The sequence below is a fragment of the Chryseobacterium lathyri genome (assembly GCF_003290185.1).
Taxonomy (GTDB): domain Bacteria; phylum Bacteroidota; class Bacteroidia; order Flavobacteriales; family Weeksellaceae; genus Chryseobacterium; species Chryseobacterium lathyri.
Window position 1 is genome coordinate 114783 of record NZ_QNFY01000004.1, and the last position, 18630, is coordinate 133412.

The window sequence follows — 18630 nt, forward strand, 5'->3', positions numbered from 1 at the left end:
TATCTTTGATAACTATTAAATCAATCCGGTAATGAAATTAAAAGCAGCCCTACTTTCATTTTCTGTATTCGCATATACAGGCTTCACCGCACAAAACATTCAGAATAATCCTGGAAGTAACCACGGAAACAGATTCGAGCAGCTCGGGACTATTCTTCCCACTCCTAATATTTACAGAACGGCTTCCGGGGCTCCCGGCCAGGGATACTGGCAGAACAGGGCTGACTATGATATTACAGCCTACCTTGATGAAGATAAAAGAAATCTGAAAGGTTCAGAAACTATTACTTATCATAACAATTCCCCGGATGATCTGGATTATATCTGGCTTCAGCTGGATGAAAACGAACAGTCTACTGTAAAAAATGCCGGTTTTGCTTTCCCTTCTACTCTTCCGGCTTCTTCTAACGATCAGCAGCTGAAAGTCACCGATCTGCCTGAAAAGGACAACGGCTATGGCGTGAACCTTGAGAAGGTGACGGATGCCTCAGGAAATCCCCTAAAATATACGGTGAATAAGACAATGATGCGCATTGATTTGCCAAAAGTATTGAAAAAAGGAGAAAAACTGGTTTTCAAAATAGACTGGAATTATAACATCCCCAACAGGATTAAGATGGGCGGTCGTGGCGGCTATGAAAATTTTGCTGAAGACGGAAATGATCTGTACACCATGACACAATGGTATCCGAGAATGTGCGTATACAGTGATTTTCACGGATGGCAGAATCACCAATTCACAGGGCGTGGTGAATTTGCATTGGTATTCGGAAATTTTAAAGTTTCAATGAATGTACCCGCAGACCATATTGTGGGCGGAACCGGAGAATGTAAAAATTATGAGCAGGTTTTAACTTCGGATCAGATGGCAAGATACCGAAAGGCTGAAAATGCTGCTGAACCTATAGAAATAGTAACATTAGACGAGGCGAAAAAAGCTGAAAAAAATCATTCTAAACAGAGAAAAACATGGAGCTTTGAAGCCAGTGATGTAAGAGATTTCGCATGGACCTCATCCAGAAAATTTGTCTGGGACGGAATGCGTGTTACCATTCCAGAAAACAACAACAAAGTAATGGCAATGAGTTTCTATCCAAAAGAAGCTTATGGACTTTACAGAAAATATTCAACAAAAGCAGTTGCCCATACCATCAAAACCTATTCAGAATTCACGATTCCTTATCCATATCCTGTAGCGCAGTCTGTAGAGGCAGCCAACGGAATGGAATATCCTATGATCTGCTTCAATTTTGGCAGAACGGAAAAAGACGGGACCTATTCCGAAGGGACCAAAAATGGAATGATCGGAGTTGTGATTCACGAGGTTGGTCACAATTTTTTCCCCATGATCATCAATTCTGATGAAAGACAGTGGAGCTGGATGGATGAGGGATTGAACACCTTCACAGAATACCTTACAGAAGAAAAATGGGACAATAAATTCCCATCCAAAAGAGGCCCGGCCTGGACGATTACCGATTATATGAAGCTTCCTAAAGATCAACTGGAACCAATCATGAGTAATTCTGAAAATATTATTCAGTTTGGCCCGAATGCATACTCAAAACCGGCTACCGGATTAAATATTCTTCGTGAGACAATCATGGGAAGAGAATTATTCGATAAAGCTTTTAAAACCTATGCAAAAAGATGGGCATTCAAACACCCTGAACCTGCAGACTTCTTCCGTACCATGGAAGATGCCAGCGGTGAGGATCTCGACTGGTTCTGGAGGGGATGGTTCTACGGAACAGATCCTGTAGATATCGCTATTGATAAAGTAACTGTAGCAGTTCCGGACCTTAATACTCCTCCAAAAGAAGCTAAAGAAACAAAATATAAGATGGAAAAACCTCTTCAGAATACTTTTGAAGATATTTCTAAAATCAGAAATAAAGAGGATAAAAACATTACGTTCTACGTAGATAAAGATAAAGAGCTGCAGGATTTCTATTACCGATATGACAGAGGTCAGGAAAAATTAGATACTGAAAAAGAATACACCGTAAAAACGGAAGCAGGTATTCCTCTGGATGCTAAGGATAAAGAGAAGTTCAAAAATCTTACCGGCTACCAGATCGACTTTGTCAATAAAGGCGGACTCGTAATGCCAATTATCCTTGAATTCACTTTTGAAGACGGAACAAAACTATATGATAAATCATCTGCACAGATCTGGAGACAGAATGAACAGAAGGTTTCCAAGACTTATTATTTTGACAAAAAAATCAAGTCGATACAGCTTGACCCGATGAGAGAAACAGCGGATATTGACACTTCCAATAATGTATGGAGCAGTAACGGTACAGATACTCAGGTTTCAAAATTCCAGCTGTTTAAACAGAAACAGGGAGAAGGCCCGGTAAGAGGAGGTGCCAGCGGAAAGGTAAATCCGATGCAGGCCGGAAAAAAATCATAACATAAAACATAAAACATAAAAGGTTGTCCATATTTGAGGCAACCTTTTTTATTAAACTTAGCGGGTTAATCATTTTGGCTAAAGCCATTTTTCCGCAAAATTGTTAAGCGGGCTAAAGCCCTCTCCTATTGAATTATATAATTCCGAAAAAGAAAAAGATCTGCTTAATCTGCGAGCTTTTTTAAACGCAAAGTTTCATCTATATTCCGACAATTCAAGTTTGCAAAGGGTGAATCATTTTTTTAAATTGATTGATGAAGCTGTTGTTAAAATTAGTTCAGGTAAGCTTTCAAAGAATTTTTATAGGTCCTTCCAAGCGGAAGCTTCTCCCCATCTTTAAGATACACATGAGCCGTATCATACGAACTGATATGGGAAGAAAGAACAATATAAGATTTGTGAATTCTAATAAATCCCAAGTTCTGAAATTTCTCTTCAAAATTTGACATCCGATCAAGGATCATATACTTTTTAAGATGGGTCATCAGGATGATATATTCTCCAAATCCCTGTACCCACCGTACATCATCCAAAAGGACTTTATGCATCACATAATTGGATTTGAACATGATAAAGTCTTCCTTCTTCTGCTGTTCCGCAGAGTTTTTAAACTGAAGAAAATCCTTTGCCTTGTTAATCGCTTTCCGGAATGTTTCAAAGTCCACAGGCTTTACAAGATAATGTACAACATCCAGTTCAAAAGCTTTGACTGCATACTGCGTTTCCAGAGTGAGAAATATGCATAATGGTTTATAAGGTAACTGATGTAAAAGCTCAATTCCGTTGATGTAGGGCATATTGATATCCAGAATCACCAGGTCTACCCTGTTCTGCTTAAGATATTCCAATGCTTCTTCCGGATCCTGAAAAAACTTCAGCAGATCTACATCTTCCATTTGTCCGCAATATTTTTGAATAAGCTGAAGTGCCGGATATTCATCATCTACACTTACGATCGTCAGATTAGCCATTACAATTTTATTTTTAAAATAGTCTGATAGTTGTTGCTTTCCACAGGTTCGGAGATAAAAGTAAATCTTCCTGCATAGTTTTTTTCAAGAATATTGATAACGGCTTCGTTTCCCAAACCGCTGTCATTCATATTCCCGACAAGATTCTTCTTCCTGGATATAGAATTTATGATCTCAAATAAAAGTTCCTGATTCCTTATTTTATAGCTTACATGAATATGGCTCCCCTCCTCTATTCCCACCGCTGAATGTTTCAGGGCATTCTCAAATAGAGTAAGGCATACGGAAGGCGGAACATCAATCAATTCAAGGGTTTCTTCATCTTCAATCGTAAAAGCAATATTCAATACATTATTATATTTTAGCTGATACAAGCCTGCAAGAGAACGGATCGATGAAAGTTCCTGAGCCATGGAAATTTTCTCTTTACTGGTGTCATAAATTATATACTGAAGCAGTTTACTGAGCTGTAATATAGATTCTGAGGTATTTTCTGAGGGCTGGAAACTTTTGGAATAAATATTATTGAGGGTGTTCAGCAAAAAGTGGGGATTCATTTTAGATTTTAAAAGATCAAGATACAGCTGGTCTTTTTCTTCGCCAAGATCTTTAAAATCCTGTTCAATGAGGAATTTATCTTTTGTAATCCCCAGGAATGAGGCAACAAGTATGACAATTCCCTGCGCCGTATAGACATTATATAAAAATTTGGTATTGGACAGGCTTTCATTAAAACTCATATTAAAAACCGCCGGTTCCAGCAGAATTCTGAAAAGGCTGGAGACAAGAAAAGTGATCAGCGCAAAGAGAATGAACTCAGGATATTTATTGGAAAGATAAAATTCCGGGACCAGATAAAAATAGACAAGACTGTAAATTCCGACATTAAAAATAATCACAGATAAAACACTCCAGATAAGTTCCGGAACATCCAAAAAGTAGTTTTCGGTAAAAAAAGTGATGATAACGAAGATCAAAAGGAAAAAAATATGCTGAAACTTCAGTAAAAACCCCCAATGATATTCCATCAGTCTTTTCAAAACCTTTGCATTAAACAAAACCCTGAAAACCAACAATATAAATACAATATTGATAATTAAAAACATCTAAAAACCCCAATTTTCAATCTTTCAAATATACCATCTTTTTCTGCCCATCCTGCAGTTCACTGATAAAAACTGTCATTGATTGAAAAATAAATCCGCGGCTGGTTCTTATAAATATATTTGAGACATCAGGATGTTAACTCAATATTACATGAAAATTAAATTCAAATTAATCATTATTCTACTGTTTGGAATGATCCGCCTGGCAGATGCACAAAGCCGGGACAACTACAATATGTGGTTCCAGTATCTCATGTCGGCAAGGCTAACGGATAAAAGCACCTTGACCGCTCTATCCCAATACCGTTCTTTTGATTTCGCTTATGACACCAGGCTTTTTCTGGTATCTGCCTATGTAGATTACGAAGTAGCCCATGAAGTAAAGCCCGCTGCCGGATTTATGTTTCTGGTACTGGATTCCTATAAATCTGACAATACAAAGAAAGAGAGGTATGAAAAAAGGCCTTTCCAGCAGGTGACACTGGGAAGTAATATCGGGAGAACTTCGGTTTCACACCGTTTCCGTGTAGAAGAAAGATTCATAAGCAATCCTGATGAATTCATCGTCAGGCTGCGTTATCTGATTTCACTGAGAATTCCTTTTAACAGAGCGGGAGAAAAAGAAAAACTATACGGCATTCTGAAAAATGAAATAAGAATGAATGTAGTGAAGGATGAACCGTTTGACAGTAACCGCCTAACGGCCGGCATCGGAGTTAAAGTGGGGAAAAACTCTGCTATTGAAGTAGCTTTTATCAACCAGCTGGAGACCGGATCTACAAGCAACTACGGCTATATCGGCTACAGAAACAGCTTCGACTGGAGAAAAAACAAAAATAAATAACTATAAATCAAATCATCTATGCTTACTTTCCTTGGATTTCTCATGATCCTGATCTTTATGGTCCTGATCATGAACAAAAAAATGACTCCGCTCACAGCCTTGGTCATCGTACCCGTAACCATAGCCCTTTTTGCGGGTTTCGGTCCTGAGCTGGGAGATATGATGAAGAACGGTGTAAAAGAGATCGCACTTACAGGGGTGATGCTGATCTTTGCCATCCTATATTTCAGCTTAATGATCGACACGGGACTTTTTGAGCCCTTAGTAAATATAATCTTAAAAGCTGTTGGGGACAATCCTATTAAAACCACAATAGGAACCGCCATTCTTACGGCCCTGGTATCACTGGACGGTGACGGTTCTTCCACTTATCTGATTGTGGTGGCCGCCATGCTTCCGCTTTACAAAAGACAGGGTATGAACCCGTTAATCCTGACCTGCATCATTATGCTTGCCGGGCAAATCATGAATATTCTTCCATGGGGAGGGCCTACGGCAAGGGTAATGAGCTCACTGAAGCTTGGGCACACAGAAATTTTTGTCCCTATGATCCCCATTATGGCGATAGGCATTCTATGGGTGATTTTTGTGGCTTACATTCTGGGAAGAAGAGAAAAAATAAGGATTGAAAAGCATGGGAAATTTACCAATTACAACAGCAATGATATCATTGGCGAGGCAGATCCGAAGCTCCGTCGTCCGAAACTGATCCTGATCAATCTTGCCCTTACCATCACACTTTTAGTGGTCATGATCCTGGATATTGTTCCTTTGGGCATTGCTTTTATGATCGCGTTCTGTATCGCTTCCATTATCAATTACCCTAAACTGAAAGACCAGCAGAAAATAATCTCCAAACATGCAGGAAATGCTTTATCTGTGGCAGGAATGATCTTTGGAGCCGGAATTTTTACCGGAATTCTGAATGGTTCAGGTATTATGCAGGCAATGGGAAACAGTATGATAGAAATAGTTCCTAAAAGCTGGGGAGGCTATCTGAATATTGTAACAGCACTCTTCAGTATTCCGCTTACTTTTTTCCTTTCCAATGATGCTTATTATTTTGGAATATTGCCTATTATTGTGGCTACCGGGCATCAGCTGGGGATTTCACCGGAAATTCTGGGAAGAGCGAGTCTCATTGGTCAAGGTTCACATCTTTTAAGCCCGCTGGTTCCATCTACTTATCTGTTAGTATCATTGGCAGGTGTAGAATTTTCTGATCATTTGAAATATACTTTAAAATGGGCATTAGGATCCTCCATTGTGATGCTGCTGGCAGCACTGATTCTTGGAGTTATCTGATCATTAAAGATTGGAAGCCGGAAGAAGGGGGATGGAAGTTAATATTGGATGCTGTTATAAAATTAATGGGCAGACTTTTAAAGATTAATAGAAACTGGCTGGAAGCTTTTATTTCCAACTTCAATAACTTCGTTCTTCCAGCCTCACGTTTCCCTACCCTTACTATTTATTATATTTCAGATGTAAAAAAAACAACAGATCTTTGTACGGAAAGCATAAGCATATTCAGATGAACCTTTTTGAAACAAAAAAAACATTCACAGGAAGATATTTAAAAAATCTTACCTTATATGTATTTGCCGCAATTCTCGGTGGAGTGCTTACAGGATATTATGCGCCTGAGGCAAGCATTCAGCTGGGAATGGTAAGCCGGTATTTTTTCATGATTCTGGAAATGCTCATCCTTCCCATTATTTTCATGGCGATCATGTATGGTATCTGCCAGCTGTCAGGAATCAAAAATGCGAGCAGCATTGTATGGAAAACTATTCTGTATTTTCTTATCATAAGCTCTGTTGCTATTGTTTTAGGATTTATTTTCGGTTTTGCCGTAAAACCCGGAGCCGATACGGGAATTGATCCTGCGAGGATCAGTAAATCACTTCCCAGAACATTTGAAATTGACAATACAAGTATATCGGGTATCCTGTACCTCAACAGACACGGTATTTTTCTTATCGTGTCCATTGTCGCCGGGATTTTCATGAATCTTTCCAGTGCAAGAGAAAAATTCCTGAATCTATTGGACCGTGGTCTCAAGGTTTTTTATACGGTGATCAAGTATCTCTACCTTATTCTGCCCGTTATCATATTCTGCAACATTGCATACGGAGTTTCTGTATATGGCATCAATACGCTTCTACCGCTCAGTAAAGTTGTTGCAACAGTATATCTGGCTGATATTGTCTTTATTTTTGGGATTTTGGGAGTTGTCTCTTATCTGTTCAAAATCCGGCTTTGGAAGTTTTTACTTGATTTAAAAGAAGAAATTATCCTTGTAGTTACCACATCATCTTCCAAAACAGCATTTCCGCTCATCTTTGAAAAAATGGAATCTGAAGGCTACAGCAGAAAAATTTTAAGGTTTGTCATTCCTTTGGGATATAATTTTAATCTTTCAGGAGCCTGTATTTATATTGCCGTGACCTGCTGCTTTCTTATTCAGTTTTATAACATTTCTTTGACTGTCACCGATTATCTGTGGCTTTTCGTCATTATTTCCGTAACCTCGAAAACAGCATCAGGTGTTCCGGGCTCAGGATTTCTGGCCCTTATTTTCACTTTAAACAGGTTTGGAAAAATTCCGTTAACGGATATTGCTCTCCTTTACAGTGTGGACCGTTTTATGAATGAGGCGAGATCTGTCACCAACTTTATCAGCATTGCAGTTTCCGGGGCTGTGATTTCAAAAATAAATCAGAATCAGAAAAATAAAACCCACTCTATTTGAGTTACTGCATACTACTTTACTGACAAGGAAAAATAAGGCTGTAACTTTTTGAAAATGAGTAACACTTATTAATAAAAAATCATGAGGACATTTTTTGTATTGTTATTAATAAGCAGTGTTAATTTATTTTCCCAAAAACTGCTCACCCCAGCCAACAGCGCTATTGATCCTAAGCTGATCAAAGATGAAACATCAGAAGCGGTCTGGTATGCTGAAAATGCAGGAACAAAAATGGAAATTGGGAGCATTATTACAGAACTCAAAAAATTAAACAAAACGGATCTCCTCATCAAAACTACTGTAAAGCTGAAAAAGGCACCTGATGCTAAATGGACCGATTCTACCATCGTAAAAACTGCTAATTTCCAGCCAGTCTATCATTCGTCTTTTAATATGATGAGAGATATGGTTCTGAAATCAGGGAAGGCTAAGGTAACAGGATATTATCTGGATAAAAAATCCAAAAAAAAAGACCCTATCGAAATGGATGCTGCAGATTATTTTGACAGCAGCAGCTACCCTATGCTGATCAGGTTTTCTCCCCTGAAAGAAAATTATACTGCTGACCTCTCTATTTTCGATTATAACCCGGATGCTAAGAAAGGACTTATTAAAGCCTATATACTGGACGTAAAGAAAACAGATTACAACGGAAAAAAAGTATGGGCTGTAAAAACAACCGATGATATTAAAGATAAGACAACGATTGTTACTTATTACATAGATACCGAAACCCGGAAGATCCTGAAACAGGATATGGACCTCGGCGGTAGAAAAATGACATTGGAAACCATTCAATAATGGATCTACAAAGTTTACCGTAATGGTAAACTTTTACTTTTTAATGTTGAGTACTGCTAAGAAGCCTATGCCAGGAGCCTTTTACAAAGCAATCAATAAAACACTGAAAATCAAAATACAAACTCCATAAATAAATCTACAAACAGTGTATAATCTGATCATATTTTTTTTTATCTTTGACATACACTATCACATCAAATCGTCAAAATCCTGATTGACATTAAATGTTCAGGCATGTACAATAAACAAAATATTACCTATGAAAAACGCTAAATCATTAAGCAGAGAGGCTCAAAAATCCATCGTTGGAGGCGCAGCCGGAATTGTTTGCTGCGAATGGAACGATCAGGGAAAATGCATCCTTTGGATCGGGCCGGGACAGCACTGCCCTTAGTTTACTAATTATTAGAGTTAAATACAAAAGCCGGAGGTTTCCGGCTTTATTTTTTTTCATTTTTCTGCCAAATTTTCACACTGGGAAATAAAATTCTGCCATTTCATCCACAGATCTCTCATGGCATACATTTAGAGAATTATAACGGAGAATTAATTAAAAATAAATATATTATGTCAGTAAACTTTAAACCATTAGCAGACAGAGTTTTGATCGAGCCGATCGCTGCAGAAACTAAAACAGCTTCAGGTATTATTATTCCGGACACCGCAAAAGAAAAACCACAGGAAGGTACAGTAGTAGCAGTAGGTCCAGGGAAAAAAGATGAGCCTACAACTGTTCAGGTAGGTGACAAAGTTCTTTATGGAAAATATTCAGGTTCTGAATTAAAATTAGACGGAAAAGATTTCTTAATCGTTAAGGAAGGTGATTTACTTGGTGTAATCGGGTAAGATTTGTAAAAAGTACGATGTACAGAGTACAACGTATTTTAACAACGTTTAATCAAATTATTTAAAAATAAAAAAGTACATTTTACATTGTACATAATAATACAATAATACAGCAAAAAATGGCAAAAGAAATAAAATTCGATATTGAATCAAGAGACGCTTTAAAAAGAGGGGTTGATGCATTGGCTAATGCAGTAAAAGTAACGTTGGGACCAAAAGGTAGAAACGTAGTGATCGAGAAATCTTTCGGTGCACCTCACGTAACTAAGGATGGTGTTTCTGTAGCGAAAGAAATCGAACTTGAAGACAGAGTAGAAAATATGGGAGCGCAGATGGTAAAAGAAGTGGCCTCCAAAACCAATGATATTGCAGGAGACGGTACTACTACCGCTACTGTATTGGCACAGGCTATCGTAAGAGAAGGTCTTAAGAACGTAGCTGCAGGTGCTAACCCAATGGATCTGAAAAGAGGGATCGACAAGGCGGTAACTGCAGTTGTTGAAAACCTTAAATCTCAGTCTAAAACTGTTGGAGATTCTACAGAAATGGTGAAGCAGGTAGCTTCAGTTTCTGCAAACAACGACGAGACTATCGGATCTCTGATCGCTGAAGCTTTCGGAAAAGTAGGTAAAGAAGGGGTAATCACTGTAGAAGAAGCTAAAGGTATTGATACAACGGTAGACGTTGTAGAAGGTATGCAGTTCGACAGAGGATACCAGTCGCCTTACTTCGTGACTAACCCTGAGAAAATGGTAGCCGAAGTAGAAAACCCATACATCCTTTTGGTAGAGAAGAAAATCTCTTCCATGAAAGAATTGCTTCCAGTTCTTGAGCCGATTGCACAAGGTGGAAAATCTCTTTTAATTATTTCCGAAGAAGTGGAAGGTGAAGCTTTAGCTACTTTGGTGGTAAACAAATTAAGAGGTTCTCTTAAAATTGCTGCTGTAAAAGCTCCTGGATTCGGAGACAGAAGAAAAGCAATGTTGGAAGATATCGCGATCTTAACTGGCGGACAGGTGATTTCTGAAGAGCAAGGTTTCACTATGGAAAACATCTCTCTGGATATGCTTGGAACTGCTGAGAAAGTAACGATCGATAAAGATAACACGACTATCGTAAACGGTGGTGGTGATGAAGCTAAAATCAAAGGAAGAGTAGCTCAGATCAAAGCTCAGATGGAAACTACAACTTCTGACTATGACAGAGAAAAACTACAGGAGAGATTGGCTAAATTAGCTGGTGGTGTTGCCGTACTATACGTAGGTGCAGCTTCTGAAGTTGAAATGAAAGAGAAAAAAGACAGAGTAGATGATGCCCTTCACGCTACAAGAGCAGCCGTTGAAGAAGGTATCGTTGCAGGAGGTGGTGTTGCTTTAGTAAGAGCAATCTCTGCTCTAGAAAACCTTACAGGGATCAATGCTGACGAAACTACAGGGATCAGAATCGTGAAAAGAGCGATCGAGGAGCCATTAAGACAAATCGTTGCCAACGCAGGTGGTGAAGGTTCTGTAATCGTTGCTAAAGTAGCAGAAGGTACAGGAGACTTCGGATACAATGCTAAAACTGACGAGTATGTAAACATGCTTGAAGCAGGAATCATTGACCCTACCAAAGTAACAAGAGTTGCCCTTGAAAATGCAGCTTCTGTTTCAGGAATGCTTCTTACTACTGAATGTGTAATCACTGAAGTGAAAAAAGACGAACCAGCTATGCCAATGGGTGGTGGAATGCCGGGAATGATGTAACGGTCAGCGACCGAGGCAAATTAATATACTAACCGTTCTACTTTTTGTAGGGCGGTTTTTTTGTTTGGATTATGGTTTTCCGTAAGGAAATAGTATATTTATATTTTATATTTAATGATTAACAAATAGATAGCTAAAGCCAAAATAACATCAGCGCAATTTTATATATTATATATTAATGCAATTCGTAAATCTGGATGTTAGCTGTAATTTTATAAAAATTTCCGTTAAAATGAAACAACTTTTTCTGACCTTCTTTTTCTTAAGTCATCTTGTATTATTTTCACAGAAAAAAGACACTTCAAATGTAAATAATAGTATTGTTAATCATAAAAATGGAGTACAAAAAATTGAAATCAAAAATGAAGCATTAGAAAAATATTTTAATAATTTGTCTAATAAAAAAGAATCTGAAAATTCAATTTGGGAAACCTTGATTCCATTATTAATTGGTGCTTTTTTGACTTTAGGAACCCAAGTATTTTTTGATTTTAGAAAAGAAAAAAAAGAAAAAACAAATCAAATTCTTGAGTCTAAATCTGAGTTAGAAAAATTAATTTTTCTAATAAAACACAATTACGATGAACTTGCAATGCATAAAGCACATAAGCACTATTGGTATGCACAATATCAATATGAAGAAAATCTAGAGAAACCTAACGAAAATGATGTAATTAAGTTCTATAATTATCACATTGAATCAGGAAATAAAGCTATACAAACAGAAAATATAATTGCGGAAAATTTTTCTAATTTTACGAAAGAGATTTCAAAAATTCAACAGCTAACAAAACAAAATACAGAAATTAACGAGCTGTATACAGCATATCTATCTTTTCGCCCACAAAAACCAAAAGATATAATGTCCGTAAATAGAGCTGAATTATATGATTTAGGAAGCGACGAGGAAAGCAAGTTAAAACAAGAGTATGAAGAATACATTAAAATTTTAAACAAGATAAAGGCAAAAATATAAATTAACTTAGTGCAAGATTAAAAGTCTTGACTTTCTAATCCACCACTATCGCCAATCCGCAGTTCGTTACTTGCAATTTTAATACAACAATATGTCATTTGATTTTAAAAAATATATAAACCATCTAGCAGAAGAATTAATCAGGAATTTTGATTATGCTAGTAATGCAACAACACCGGTTTTAATTGGAAGTGCAAAAGAAAAAGAAGTTATTAGAAAATTAGAAATGTTATTACCTAATTCAGTGGGTATCGGTTCTGGTTGTATAATTGACAGTTACGGCAATTGTAGTAAACAGATAGATATAATAATATATGAAAAAGAATTCTGTCCTGTATTTTGTATTAATGAATCTCCAGAAACTACATATTATCCATGTGAAGGAGTTATTGCAGTAGGTGAAGTAAAAAGCTCTTTAACATCTAGAGAACTAGAAAATATCTTCGAAAAATCCAAATCAGTCAAAAAACTTATACGCCATTCGGAACTAAAAAAAAGCGGATTCCCTGGAAATGATAAAATGTATTATTCTTTTAGAAAATATAATTCAAAAACGTCATTCGAAGGCTCTAGAGATGAAAACTATGATCAAAAAAATAAATTTCTTGACCAAATCTTTTTCTTTTCTTTGTGTGGTAATCTAGAGTTAAATCCTGAAACTTTTGTCAATAAATTTGAGGAAAATCTTAAATTATGTAATAATAATGAGGAGATTAATTTAATTTCAATATTAAATAATGGGTTAATCTTTTACAGAAATAAAGAAGAAAATAAAATTGTTTATCTAAAAAAAGATGCTAATTCTTTTTATTTTTTACAACAAGAAAAAGAAAATTTTCAATTCTTATTACATACAATTATTAATTATATATCAAGTGGAAGAACTGTACCTGTACATGCATTCAATAGATACTTAAGTACTGGTAACAGTATATATATACTTGAAGGAATAAATGGGATAAATAGAAATATATAAATTTTCGGAATGCCTTTTTGCTTAAAGTCCCTTGGCCTTGGCCTAGATAAATAAAAACAAGCTCCGAAGTCTGAAGGCTTCGGAGCTTGTTTTTATTTATCTAATTCAGAATAATATCCTTCAAAATCAAAAACAATATCAAATAATTCCTTAGGATGTATTCTTAGTCCGGTTGCAATTTCAATAAAAGTACTAAGTTGACAATCAATCTTGTTATTAGCAACATCACTAATTCTTGCAGCTGTAACATTACATCTTTCAGAAACCTTAGAATAAGGAGTGTCTCCTTTTATTTCTTTTATTTTTTCTGAGACCATTCTTTTGATTTCATCAGTCTTAAACTCGTTCATAATCGCACTGTTTAGTGCAAATTGTAATTATTAGTATAAATTACCATTACCGAATTCGGTAATATTGAATATTTTTATTATATTTGGAAAAGATTACTCATTAGAGTAATTTTGCGATACTTCAAAGAAATATAGAAGCTATTGCTTAGAATCTCGACTTGAAAACTGGTAATTTAAAAGCAACGAGAAGATAAGCAAGAAGCTCACGACCTAGGCGTGGGCTCTCTTATCTGTTGCACGGTATACCAGTACCTCAAGTCGGATATTGTAGAGTCTCATGCCGTTTTTATTTTTCATGCAGTTCTCTTTTCTACAATCATCCTTTTCTAAGCCTGCTTTACATCATAAAGTATCATGATACGGTACAATGGGGTGTACAATCCATTGCGGCTTTAGGGCTTTTAGAAAAACACAAATTCTATCATATGCATTGGGCCTGTATGAGCAGGAAGTTCAGGCGCGCTTCCTCCTTTACGGCCAGTAAAATCGTACAGTATAAAAATACAAACTCATGAAAAAAAACAGAACAGACCTTCAATCCCGGCTTGGTAAAGACCGGAAGAAACATCGCGGCATACAGCTAATGGAAAACTATTTTCAGCTTAATGATCTGGCAACATCCAAAGAGCTGTTAAACGACATTATAAGTTATGCGGTAAAAAGAAATAGCTGGATAAAAGAACATCCGTCCGCCATATTTCATTTTCAGCAGGCAATGCAGTCATTCATCCGTGCAGGATACGTCATCACATTACAGGAAAAGAAAAGGGCCGTCAATGCTCCGTTGGAAGATGTTTCTCCGTTGTTTCTTGGCTTGCTTTCCGAGAAGGAATACCAAAATCCTCTGTTGGTCTTTAAAAAAGCATTCAAAGAATACAGCATCAAGGAATTCGATTATTTTATTTCTGGGATGGTCTATCTCTCACTGGGAGTCTATGACAATCTGCCGGAAAGGAATATAATAAGCCCATACATACATCTGACCAAAATGCTGGATGCAGCGTACCTTATTATTGAAAGAAAAAATAAAGATAACCCCACCTTAAGTTAACTGTTTCGCCATCAGTAGGGGCCTAATGGATAGCATTTCATTACAAACACTATTGCGGGAAACAAAACACAGTTGTATTTTGTTTCCCGCAAGTTGCGTAAGACATTCTGAGAACAGATTTTAATAAAAACAAAGTTGTTTGTAATCAACGGAGAAAGTATTTGATTACAAACAACCTTGTTTTTAAGATAAAATATATTGCATAGATTACAAACATAGCTGCGACAGGTTTCCGAAATTTTTGATTTTACTGCTTCGTAAAATCTGGAGACTTCGGAAAGCAAAAGCAGTTGATTCAGAAATAGCAACAATAATCCTCAATATATTTTTACAATATAGCACTACATTATAAAACAATTTTGTTTTATATAACGGTTTTTTATCAACCAATATATTATTCTAATTCGTAGATTTGATACCTAATAGTCGTAATATGACTGCTCAGGAATTTGAAATCTAATAGTTGGCAACCATATACAAAAAACACTATGATTAAAATGAACCTAAATTTTAGGAATACTAAAATTGATGAAGCAATCAGAGAAAACTCAAAAAGAAGTTCTATGATACTGGATTTAGTCAATACTACTTCGTGGATAACTGATGAAAAATTATTCTTTGGCAGAGAGTTTAAAAATAGACTTGAGGTTACAAGAATAAAAACTCCTTTCACGACAATTCTTCCTACTCTAATTATTGTTTTTAAAAAGAAAGACCTTCAAAACCCTAAATTGAGATTAAGCTTTTTCGGATATGCATGGTTCTCTATTCTCTTGTTGATATTTTTGTTTGTTATCATCAAAAAAATTATTGATCCTGATTTTCAAGGAGACCTTGCATTTACTATACTTTTAGTATCATTTTTTTTCTTACTATTCGCAATAGAATTCTATATCACCAAAAAAACTTTTAATCGGCTAAAATTAAGAATCAAGGAATAGAATTTTAAGATAGTTTTAGTTTTAGAGCTACTCCAAAGTCAGAAAAAAAGCCATATTCTATTATAAAAATTGATAAAATGACACATCTCCCGATCGATAAAATTAAAGATGCATGGACAAGTGAAAATATAAAATTGAATCCACCAGCAACACCAGAATCCATTAAAGCAACCGAAGAAATGATCAACTTCCAGTTTCCAGATGATTGTAAAGAATTTTATTTAAAACTGGATGGTTTTGTAGATTGGGACTGGACAAAGAATATGTTTTCCATCTGGCCCCTAGCAAGAATTCTGGAAAATTATCACAACGAAAGCGATAAGAGCTTCATTGTATTTGCTGACTACCTGATCAATTCGCATCATATTGGCTTTGTGAAAGGGAAAAGTGGAGTGTTTAAAAATATTGCTGAAACACCTGAACATATCGCAGACACTTTTTCTGAAGCTATTTTTCTTATCCATTCAGATGCAGATATTTTGTATTGATATAAATTAAGTTATAAACAAAACCAATGGCCAAAGAAAAAAAATTAAATATGCAGTATTGTAAAACACTATTTTTATATTTCATTCTTCTCCTAATTCCCATAAATATCACATTCGCCCAGATAAACAAAATCAGCCAGATAGATTCCCTGATGAAATGGTCAAATCAGATTGGAGTATTTAATGGAAACGTTTTGGTATCAAAAAATAATAAAATCATTTACAACGCTTCTTTTGGCTTTACAGATGCCACAAAAACGAAAAAACTAACGCCTGATTACAGGTTCCATATCGGTTCCATTACCAAAGAATTTAGTGCCGTGGCATTGATGCAGTTACAGGAGCAGGGCAAATTGAACATAGAAGATCATGTTTCCAAATACATTCCGGAGTTACCAAAATGGGCCAATGAAGTCACTATAAAAAACCTATTACAATACACAAGCGGCATTCCAGATGTAAACTGGAAAAAGATTAAGAATGATAAGGATCTTTTTGATGGCTTAAAGCTAGTGGATTCACTGGATTTCAAACCCGGCACCCATTACGATTACACCATCAATAACCTGTTTTTACGCCAGTTCATTATTGAGCGGTTAACCGGAGTGGGCTTTAAAACGTATGTAGAAAAATTCATTTTCAAACCCTGTAAAATGACTTCTTCCGTGATGACCCTTTTTGAAAATGAAAAAAACATAGCCAAAGCATTTGATAATAATTTGGTGGCAGACAAAGAAGAATTACCAATAACAGGCGGAACCTATTTAACCACTAAAGATTTGCTGAAATGGGGAGATTGCCTTCATTCCAATAAAATAATCAGTGCCAACTCAGTGTTTGAGCTGGGGCAGCATTTTGATCTGCCGGATACCCAATCAGCTTTGGGACAGGCAAAATACAGAAATAGAAAATTAATTGAGCATGTACACGATGGAAGAGCCGGAAGATATGAAGCCCTTTTAGTTTCTGATCTGGATCAAAAATTTACAATTATTCTATTGGGAAACAACTACAACGGAAGATTATTTGAAATTTCCGATGCCATTACAGCCATTCTGAAAAACGAGAAATATAGTCTTCCTCAAAAAAACAATCCATAAAACAAAAAGACCTTTGAATTCCTTAAACTACTTTGCTTTTAACGATAATAATTAAGTTGAATTTTGAAAAAAATAATTGCGATAAGCTGTATCATTTTAGCATTGATTTTTCTCAACTATCCTGTTTTTGACAGTGAAGGAATATCTTATCTTATTATTTTCACCTGCTTTGTTGCTATTTGTTTTTCAGGAGCAAAAATATATTCTCCCAGGGCTGAAAATTATGACTCTGTTGAAAAAGAAGCCGATCAACTAGAGAAATATGATGGTGATTTCCAATATACAAATGAAGGATTTTACAATAAACAGAAAAAACCGGTAGAGCTTATAAAGTGGGATGAAATTATTTCAGTATATTCATTTAGTATTCCAGTTTCAAAACATAAAAGAGAAACAGGCCTGGAAGTAATTACCTACAAAAATAGTTATGAATTCAGTAGGTCTACACCCGGAATCAAAAAGTTAACCAATGAAATGTATAATCATCTCCCAGATTGGCAATTAAATTCTCCAACTATTAGAATCAATAATCACGGACTGGAAAAAACAAAACTGTATGAAAGACACCATGAAAAAAACCTTTGAATTCCTAAAACACTTAGAAAAAAACAACAACCGTGAATGGTTTACTCAGCACAAAGCGGAATATGATTCAGTGGTAAAAGAAAACAAAGTTTTTTTTAATCAGGTCTATACTGAACTTCAGGAACACGATAATTTAAAAGGAATCCATATTTTCAGGATTTACAGGGATGTTCGCTTTTCCAAGGACCCTACTCCGTATAAAACCAATTTCGGGGTTGGCTATTCCCGTTCAAAGCCAATGCTGAGAGGAGGATATTATATTCAGCTGGAGCCCGGTAACAGTTTTGTAGGTGGCGGTTTCTGGGGACCTGAGGCTAAAGACCTGCTCCGTATCCGTAAAGAATTCGAGCTCAATACCACAGAAATTGAAAAGATCACTTCTGATGAAACTTTCATGCAATACTTTGGAGAAATTAAAGGCGATGCTGTAAAAACAGCTCCGAGAGGTTTTGATAAAAATCACCCAGCCATAGATCTAATCAGGAAAAAACAATATGTAGTAATGCGGAAATTTACCGATAAAGAAGTTCTGTCTGATGGTTTCCAGAAAGAAGCGGTTCTCACCTTATTGGCCATGCGTCCTTTTTTTGATTATATGAGTGAGGTGCTGACTACGGACTTAAATGGAGAACCTTTATATTAAAACATAAAGAAAGATCGTTTAGGAATTTTCTGT

At 36.1% G+C, this 18630-nt stretch carries 20 protein-coding genes; 17 read left to right on the forward strand and 3 right to left on the reverse strand.

The features are described 5' to 3' along the window. Positions 1-31 precede the first annotated feature (31 nt). Positions 32-2419 carry a M1 family metallopeptidase gene (locus tag DRF61_RS06475; protein ID WP_111955257.1) on the forward strand — a complete coding sequence of 796 codons (2388 nt, stop codon included), beginning with the start codon at positions 32-34 and terminating at the stop codon, positions 2417-2419. Between the two features lie 272 nt (positions 2420-2691). Here the strand turns inward: DRF61_RS06475 and DRF61_RS06480 are convergent, their stop codons facing one another. Both DRF61_RS06480 and DRF61_RS06485 read right to left on the reverse strand, forming a co-directional pair. Beyond that, positions 2692-3390, reverse strand: coding sequence for a LytR/AlgR family response regulator transcription factor (locus DRF61_RS06480; protein ID WP_111955259.1), 699 nt, complete (start codon positions 3388-3390; stop codon positions 2692-2694). Beyond that, positions 3390-4496: a sensor histidine kinase gene (locus tag DRF61_RS06485; RefSeq protein ID WP_228452671.1), complete on the reverse strand. Its 1107-nt coding sequence runs from the start codon at positions 4494-4496 to the stop codon at positions 3390-3392. Before DRF61_RS06485 ends, DRF61_RS06480 begins: the two co-directional genes overlap by 1 nt. A 151-nt stretch (positions 4497-4647) precedes the next feature. Between DRF61_RS06485 and DRF61_RS06490 the strand changes: the two genes are divergently transcribed. The 10 genes from DRF61_RS06490 (at position 4648) to DRF61_RS06530 (ending at position 13439) form a co-directional block, all read left to right on the forward strand. Further along, on the forward strand, positions 4648-5340 hold the full coding sequence (locus DRF61_RS06490; RefSeq protein ID WP_111955261.1) for a DUF2490 domain-containing protein: 693 nt from the start codon (positions 4648-4650) through the stop codon (positions 5338-5340). An 18-nt stretch (positions 5341-5358) separates the two neighbouring features. After that, the gene (locus DRF61_RS06495; protein ID WP_111955263.1) at positions 5359-6645 is read left to right on the forward strand and encodes a CitMHS family transporter; all 1287 of its coding nucleotides are present in this window, start codon (positions 5359-5361) and stop codon (positions 6643-6645) included. 65 nt (positions 6646-6710) lie between these two features. Next, positions 6711-6878, forward strand: a complete 168-nt coding sequence (locus tag DRF61_RS22590) for a hypothetical protein (protein WP_157963367.1) — start codon at positions 6711-6713, stop codon at positions 6876-6878. After that, positions 6875-8095 (forward strand): dicarboxylate/amino acid:cation symporter, encoded by a 1221-nt coding sequence (locus tag DRF61_RS06500; RefSeq protein WP_111955265.1) that lies wholly within the window; start codon positions 6875-6877, stop codon positions 8093-8095. Before DRF61_RS22590 ends, DRF61_RS06500 begins: the two co-directional genes overlap by 4 nt. Positions 8096-8176: 81 nt before the next feature. Then, complete coding sequence (locus DRF61_RS06505) at positions 8177-8896, forward strand: DUF3108 domain-containing protein (protein ID WP_111955267.1); 720 nt, start codon at positions 8177-8179, stop codon at positions 8894-8896. 259 nt (positions 8897-9155) lie between these two features. Beyond that, positions 9156-9290 (forward strand): hypothetical protein, encoded by a 135-nt coding sequence (locus DRF61_RS23015; RefSeq protein WP_262510822.1) that lies wholly within the window; start codon positions 9156-9158, stop codon positions 9288-9290. A 173-nt stretch (positions 9291-9463) separates the two neighbouring features. Further along, positions 9464-9742, forward strand: coding sequence for a co-chaperone GroES (locus DRF61_RS06515; RefSeq protein WP_034723531.1), 279 nt, complete (start codon positions 9464-9466; stop codon positions 9740-9742). A 119-nt stretch (positions 9743-9861) separates the two neighbouring features. Continuing rightward, a complete protein-coding gene (groL, locus tag DRF61_RS06520) occupies positions 9862-11487 on the forward strand; it encodes a chaperonin GroEL (RefSeq protein ID WP_111955271.1) in 1626 nt (541 codons plus the stop codon). Positions 11488-11719: 232 nt separating this feature from the next. Continuing rightward, entirely contained in the window at positions 11720-12463 is a 744-nt protein-coding gene (locus DRF61_RS06525) for a hypothetical protein (protein ID WP_146897141.1), read from the forward strand. A 91-nt stretch (positions 12464-12554) separates the two neighbouring features. After that, positions 12555-13439, forward strand: a complete 885-nt coding sequence (locus DRF61_RS06530; RefSeq protein ID WP_111955275.1) for a DUF6602 domain-containing protein — start codon at positions 12555-12557, stop codon at positions 13437-13439. A 92-nt stretch (positions 13440-13531) separates the two neighbouring features. Here DRF61_RS06530 and DRF61_RS06535 read toward each other — a convergent pair whose 3' ends face one another. After that, positions 13532-13789 carry a helix-turn-helix transcriptional regulator gene (locus tag DRF61_RS06535; protein WP_111955277.1) on the reverse strand — a complete coding sequence of 86 codons (258 nt, stop codon included), beginning with the start codon at positions 13787-13789 and terminating at the stop codon, positions 13532-13534. A gap of 511 nt (positions 13790-14300) precedes the next feature. Between DRF61_RS06535 and DRF61_RS06540 the strand changes: the two genes are divergently transcribed. The 6 genes from DRF61_RS06540 to DRF61_RS06565 all read left to right on the forward strand — a co-directional run bounded on the left by DRF61_RS06540 (position 14301) and on the right by DRF61_RS06565 (position 18597). After that, positions 14301-14840: a hypothetical protein gene (locus tag DRF61_RS06540; protein WP_111955279.1), complete on the forward strand. Its 540-nt coding sequence runs from the start codon at positions 14301-14303 to the stop codon at positions 14838-14840. A gap of 488 nt (positions 14841-15328) precedes the next feature. After that, positions 15329-15781: a hypothetical protein gene (locus DRF61_RS06545; protein ID WP_111955281.1), complete on the forward strand. Its 453-nt coding sequence runs from the start codon at positions 15329-15331 to the stop codon at positions 15779-15781. A 77-nt stretch (positions 15782-15858) separates the two neighbouring features. Further along, the gene (locus tag DRF61_RS06550) at positions 15859-16269 is read left to right on the forward strand and encodes an SMI1/KNR4 family protein (RefSeq protein ID WP_111955283.1); all 411 of its coding nucleotides are present in this window, start codon (positions 15859-15861) and stop codon (positions 16267-16269) included. 152 nt (positions 16270-16421) lie between these two features. Then, complete coding sequence (locus tag DRF61_RS06555) at positions 16422-17369, forward strand: serine hydrolase domain-containing protein (RefSeq protein ID WP_228452669.1); 948 nt, start codon at positions 16422-16424, stop codon at positions 17367-17369. A gap of 63 nt (positions 17370-17432) precedes the next feature. Then, entirely contained in the window at positions 17433-17954 is a 522-nt protein-coding gene (locus DRF61_RS06560) for a hypothetical protein (RefSeq protein WP_167409406.1), read from the forward strand. Beyond that, positions 17926-18597, forward strand: coding sequence for a DUF2461 domain-containing protein (locus DRF61_RS06565; RefSeq protein WP_111955285.1), 672 nt, complete (start codon positions 17926-17928; stop codon positions 18595-18597). The genes DRF61_RS06560 and DRF61_RS06565 overlap by 29 nt, the downstream gene beginning before the upstream one ends. Positions 18598-18630 lie beyond the last annotated feature (33 nt).

Excerpts from the sequence above, each read along its gene's own strand:
- DRF61_RS06485 (WP_228452671.1), bottom strand. The coding sequence starts at position 4,496 with ATGTTTTTAATTATCAATATTGTATTTATATTGTTGGTTTTCAGGGTT.
- DRF61_RS06490 (WP_111955261.1), top strand. The coding sequence starts at position 4,648 with ATGAAAATTAAATTCAAATTAATCATTATTCTACTGTTTGGAATGATC.
- DRF61_RS06555 (WP_228452669.1), top strand. The coding sequence starts at position 16,422 with ATGAAATGGTCAAATCAGATTGGAGTATTTAATGGAAACGTTTTGGTA.
- DRF61_RS06525 (WP_146897141.1), top strand. The coding sequence starts at position 11,720 with ATGAAACAACTTTTTCTGACCTTCTTTTTCTTAAGTCATCTTGTATTA.
- DRF61_RS22590 (WP_157963367.1), top strand. The coding sequence starts at position 6,711 with ATGGGCAGACTTTTAAAGATTAATAGAAACTGGCTGGAAGCTTTTATT.
- DRF61_RS06565 (WP_111955285.1), top strand. The coding sequence starts at position 17,926 with ATGAAAGACACCATGAAAAAAACCTTTGAATTCCTAAAACACTTAGAA.
- DRF61_RS06480 (WP_111955259.1), bottom strand. The coding sequence starts at position 3,390 with ATGGCTAATCTGACGATCGTAAGTGTAGATGATGAATATCCGGCACTT.
- DRF61_RS06535 (WP_111955277.1), bottom strand. The coding sequence starts at position 13,789 with ATGAACGAGTTTAAGACTGATGAAATCAAAAGAATGGTCTCAGAAAAA.
- DRF61_RS23015 (WP_262510822.1), top strand. The coding sequence starts at position 9,156 with ATGAAAAACGCTAAATCATTAAGCAGAGAGGCTCAAAAATCCATCGTT.
- DRF61_RS06505 (WP_111955267.1), top strand. The coding sequence starts at position 8,177 with ATGAGGACATTTTTTGTATTGTTATTAATAAGCAGTGTTAATTTATTT.
- DRF61_RS06540 (WP_111955279.1), top strand. The coding sequence starts at position 14,301 with ATGAAAAAAAACAGAACAGACCTTCAATCCCGGCTTGGTAAAGACCGG.
- DRF61_RS06550 (WP_111955283.1), top strand. The coding sequence starts at position 15,859 with ATGACACATCTCCCGATCGATAAAATTAAAGATGCATGGACAAGTGAA.
- DRF61_RS06495 (WP_111955263.1), top strand. The coding sequence starts at position 5,359 with ATGCTTACTTTCCTTGGATTTCTCATGATCCTGATCTTTATGGTCCTG.
- DRF61_RS06530 (WP_111955275.1), top strand. The coding sequence starts at position 12,555 with ATGTCATTTGATTTTAAAAAATATATAAACCATCTAGCAGAAGAATTA.
- DRF61_RS06515 (WP_034723531.1), top strand. The coding sequence starts at position 9,464 with ATGTCAGTAAACTTTAAACCATTAGCAGACAGAGTTTTGATCGAGCCG.
- DRF61_RS06545 (WP_111955281.1), top strand. The coding sequence starts at position 15,329 with ATGATTAAAATGAACCTAAATTTTAGGAATACTAAAATTGATGAAGCA.
- DRF61_RS06475 (WP_111955257.1), top strand. The coding sequence starts at position 32 with ATGAAATTAAAAGCAGCCCTACTTTCATTTTCTGTATTCGCATATACA.
- groL (WP_111955271.1), top strand. The coding sequence starts at position 9,862 with ATGGCAAAAGAAATAAAATTCGATATTGAATCAAGAGACGCTTTAAAA.
- DRF61_RS06500 (WP_111955265.1), top strand. The coding sequence starts at position 6,875 with ATGAACCTTTTTGAAACAAAAAAAACATTCACAGGAAGATATTTAAAA.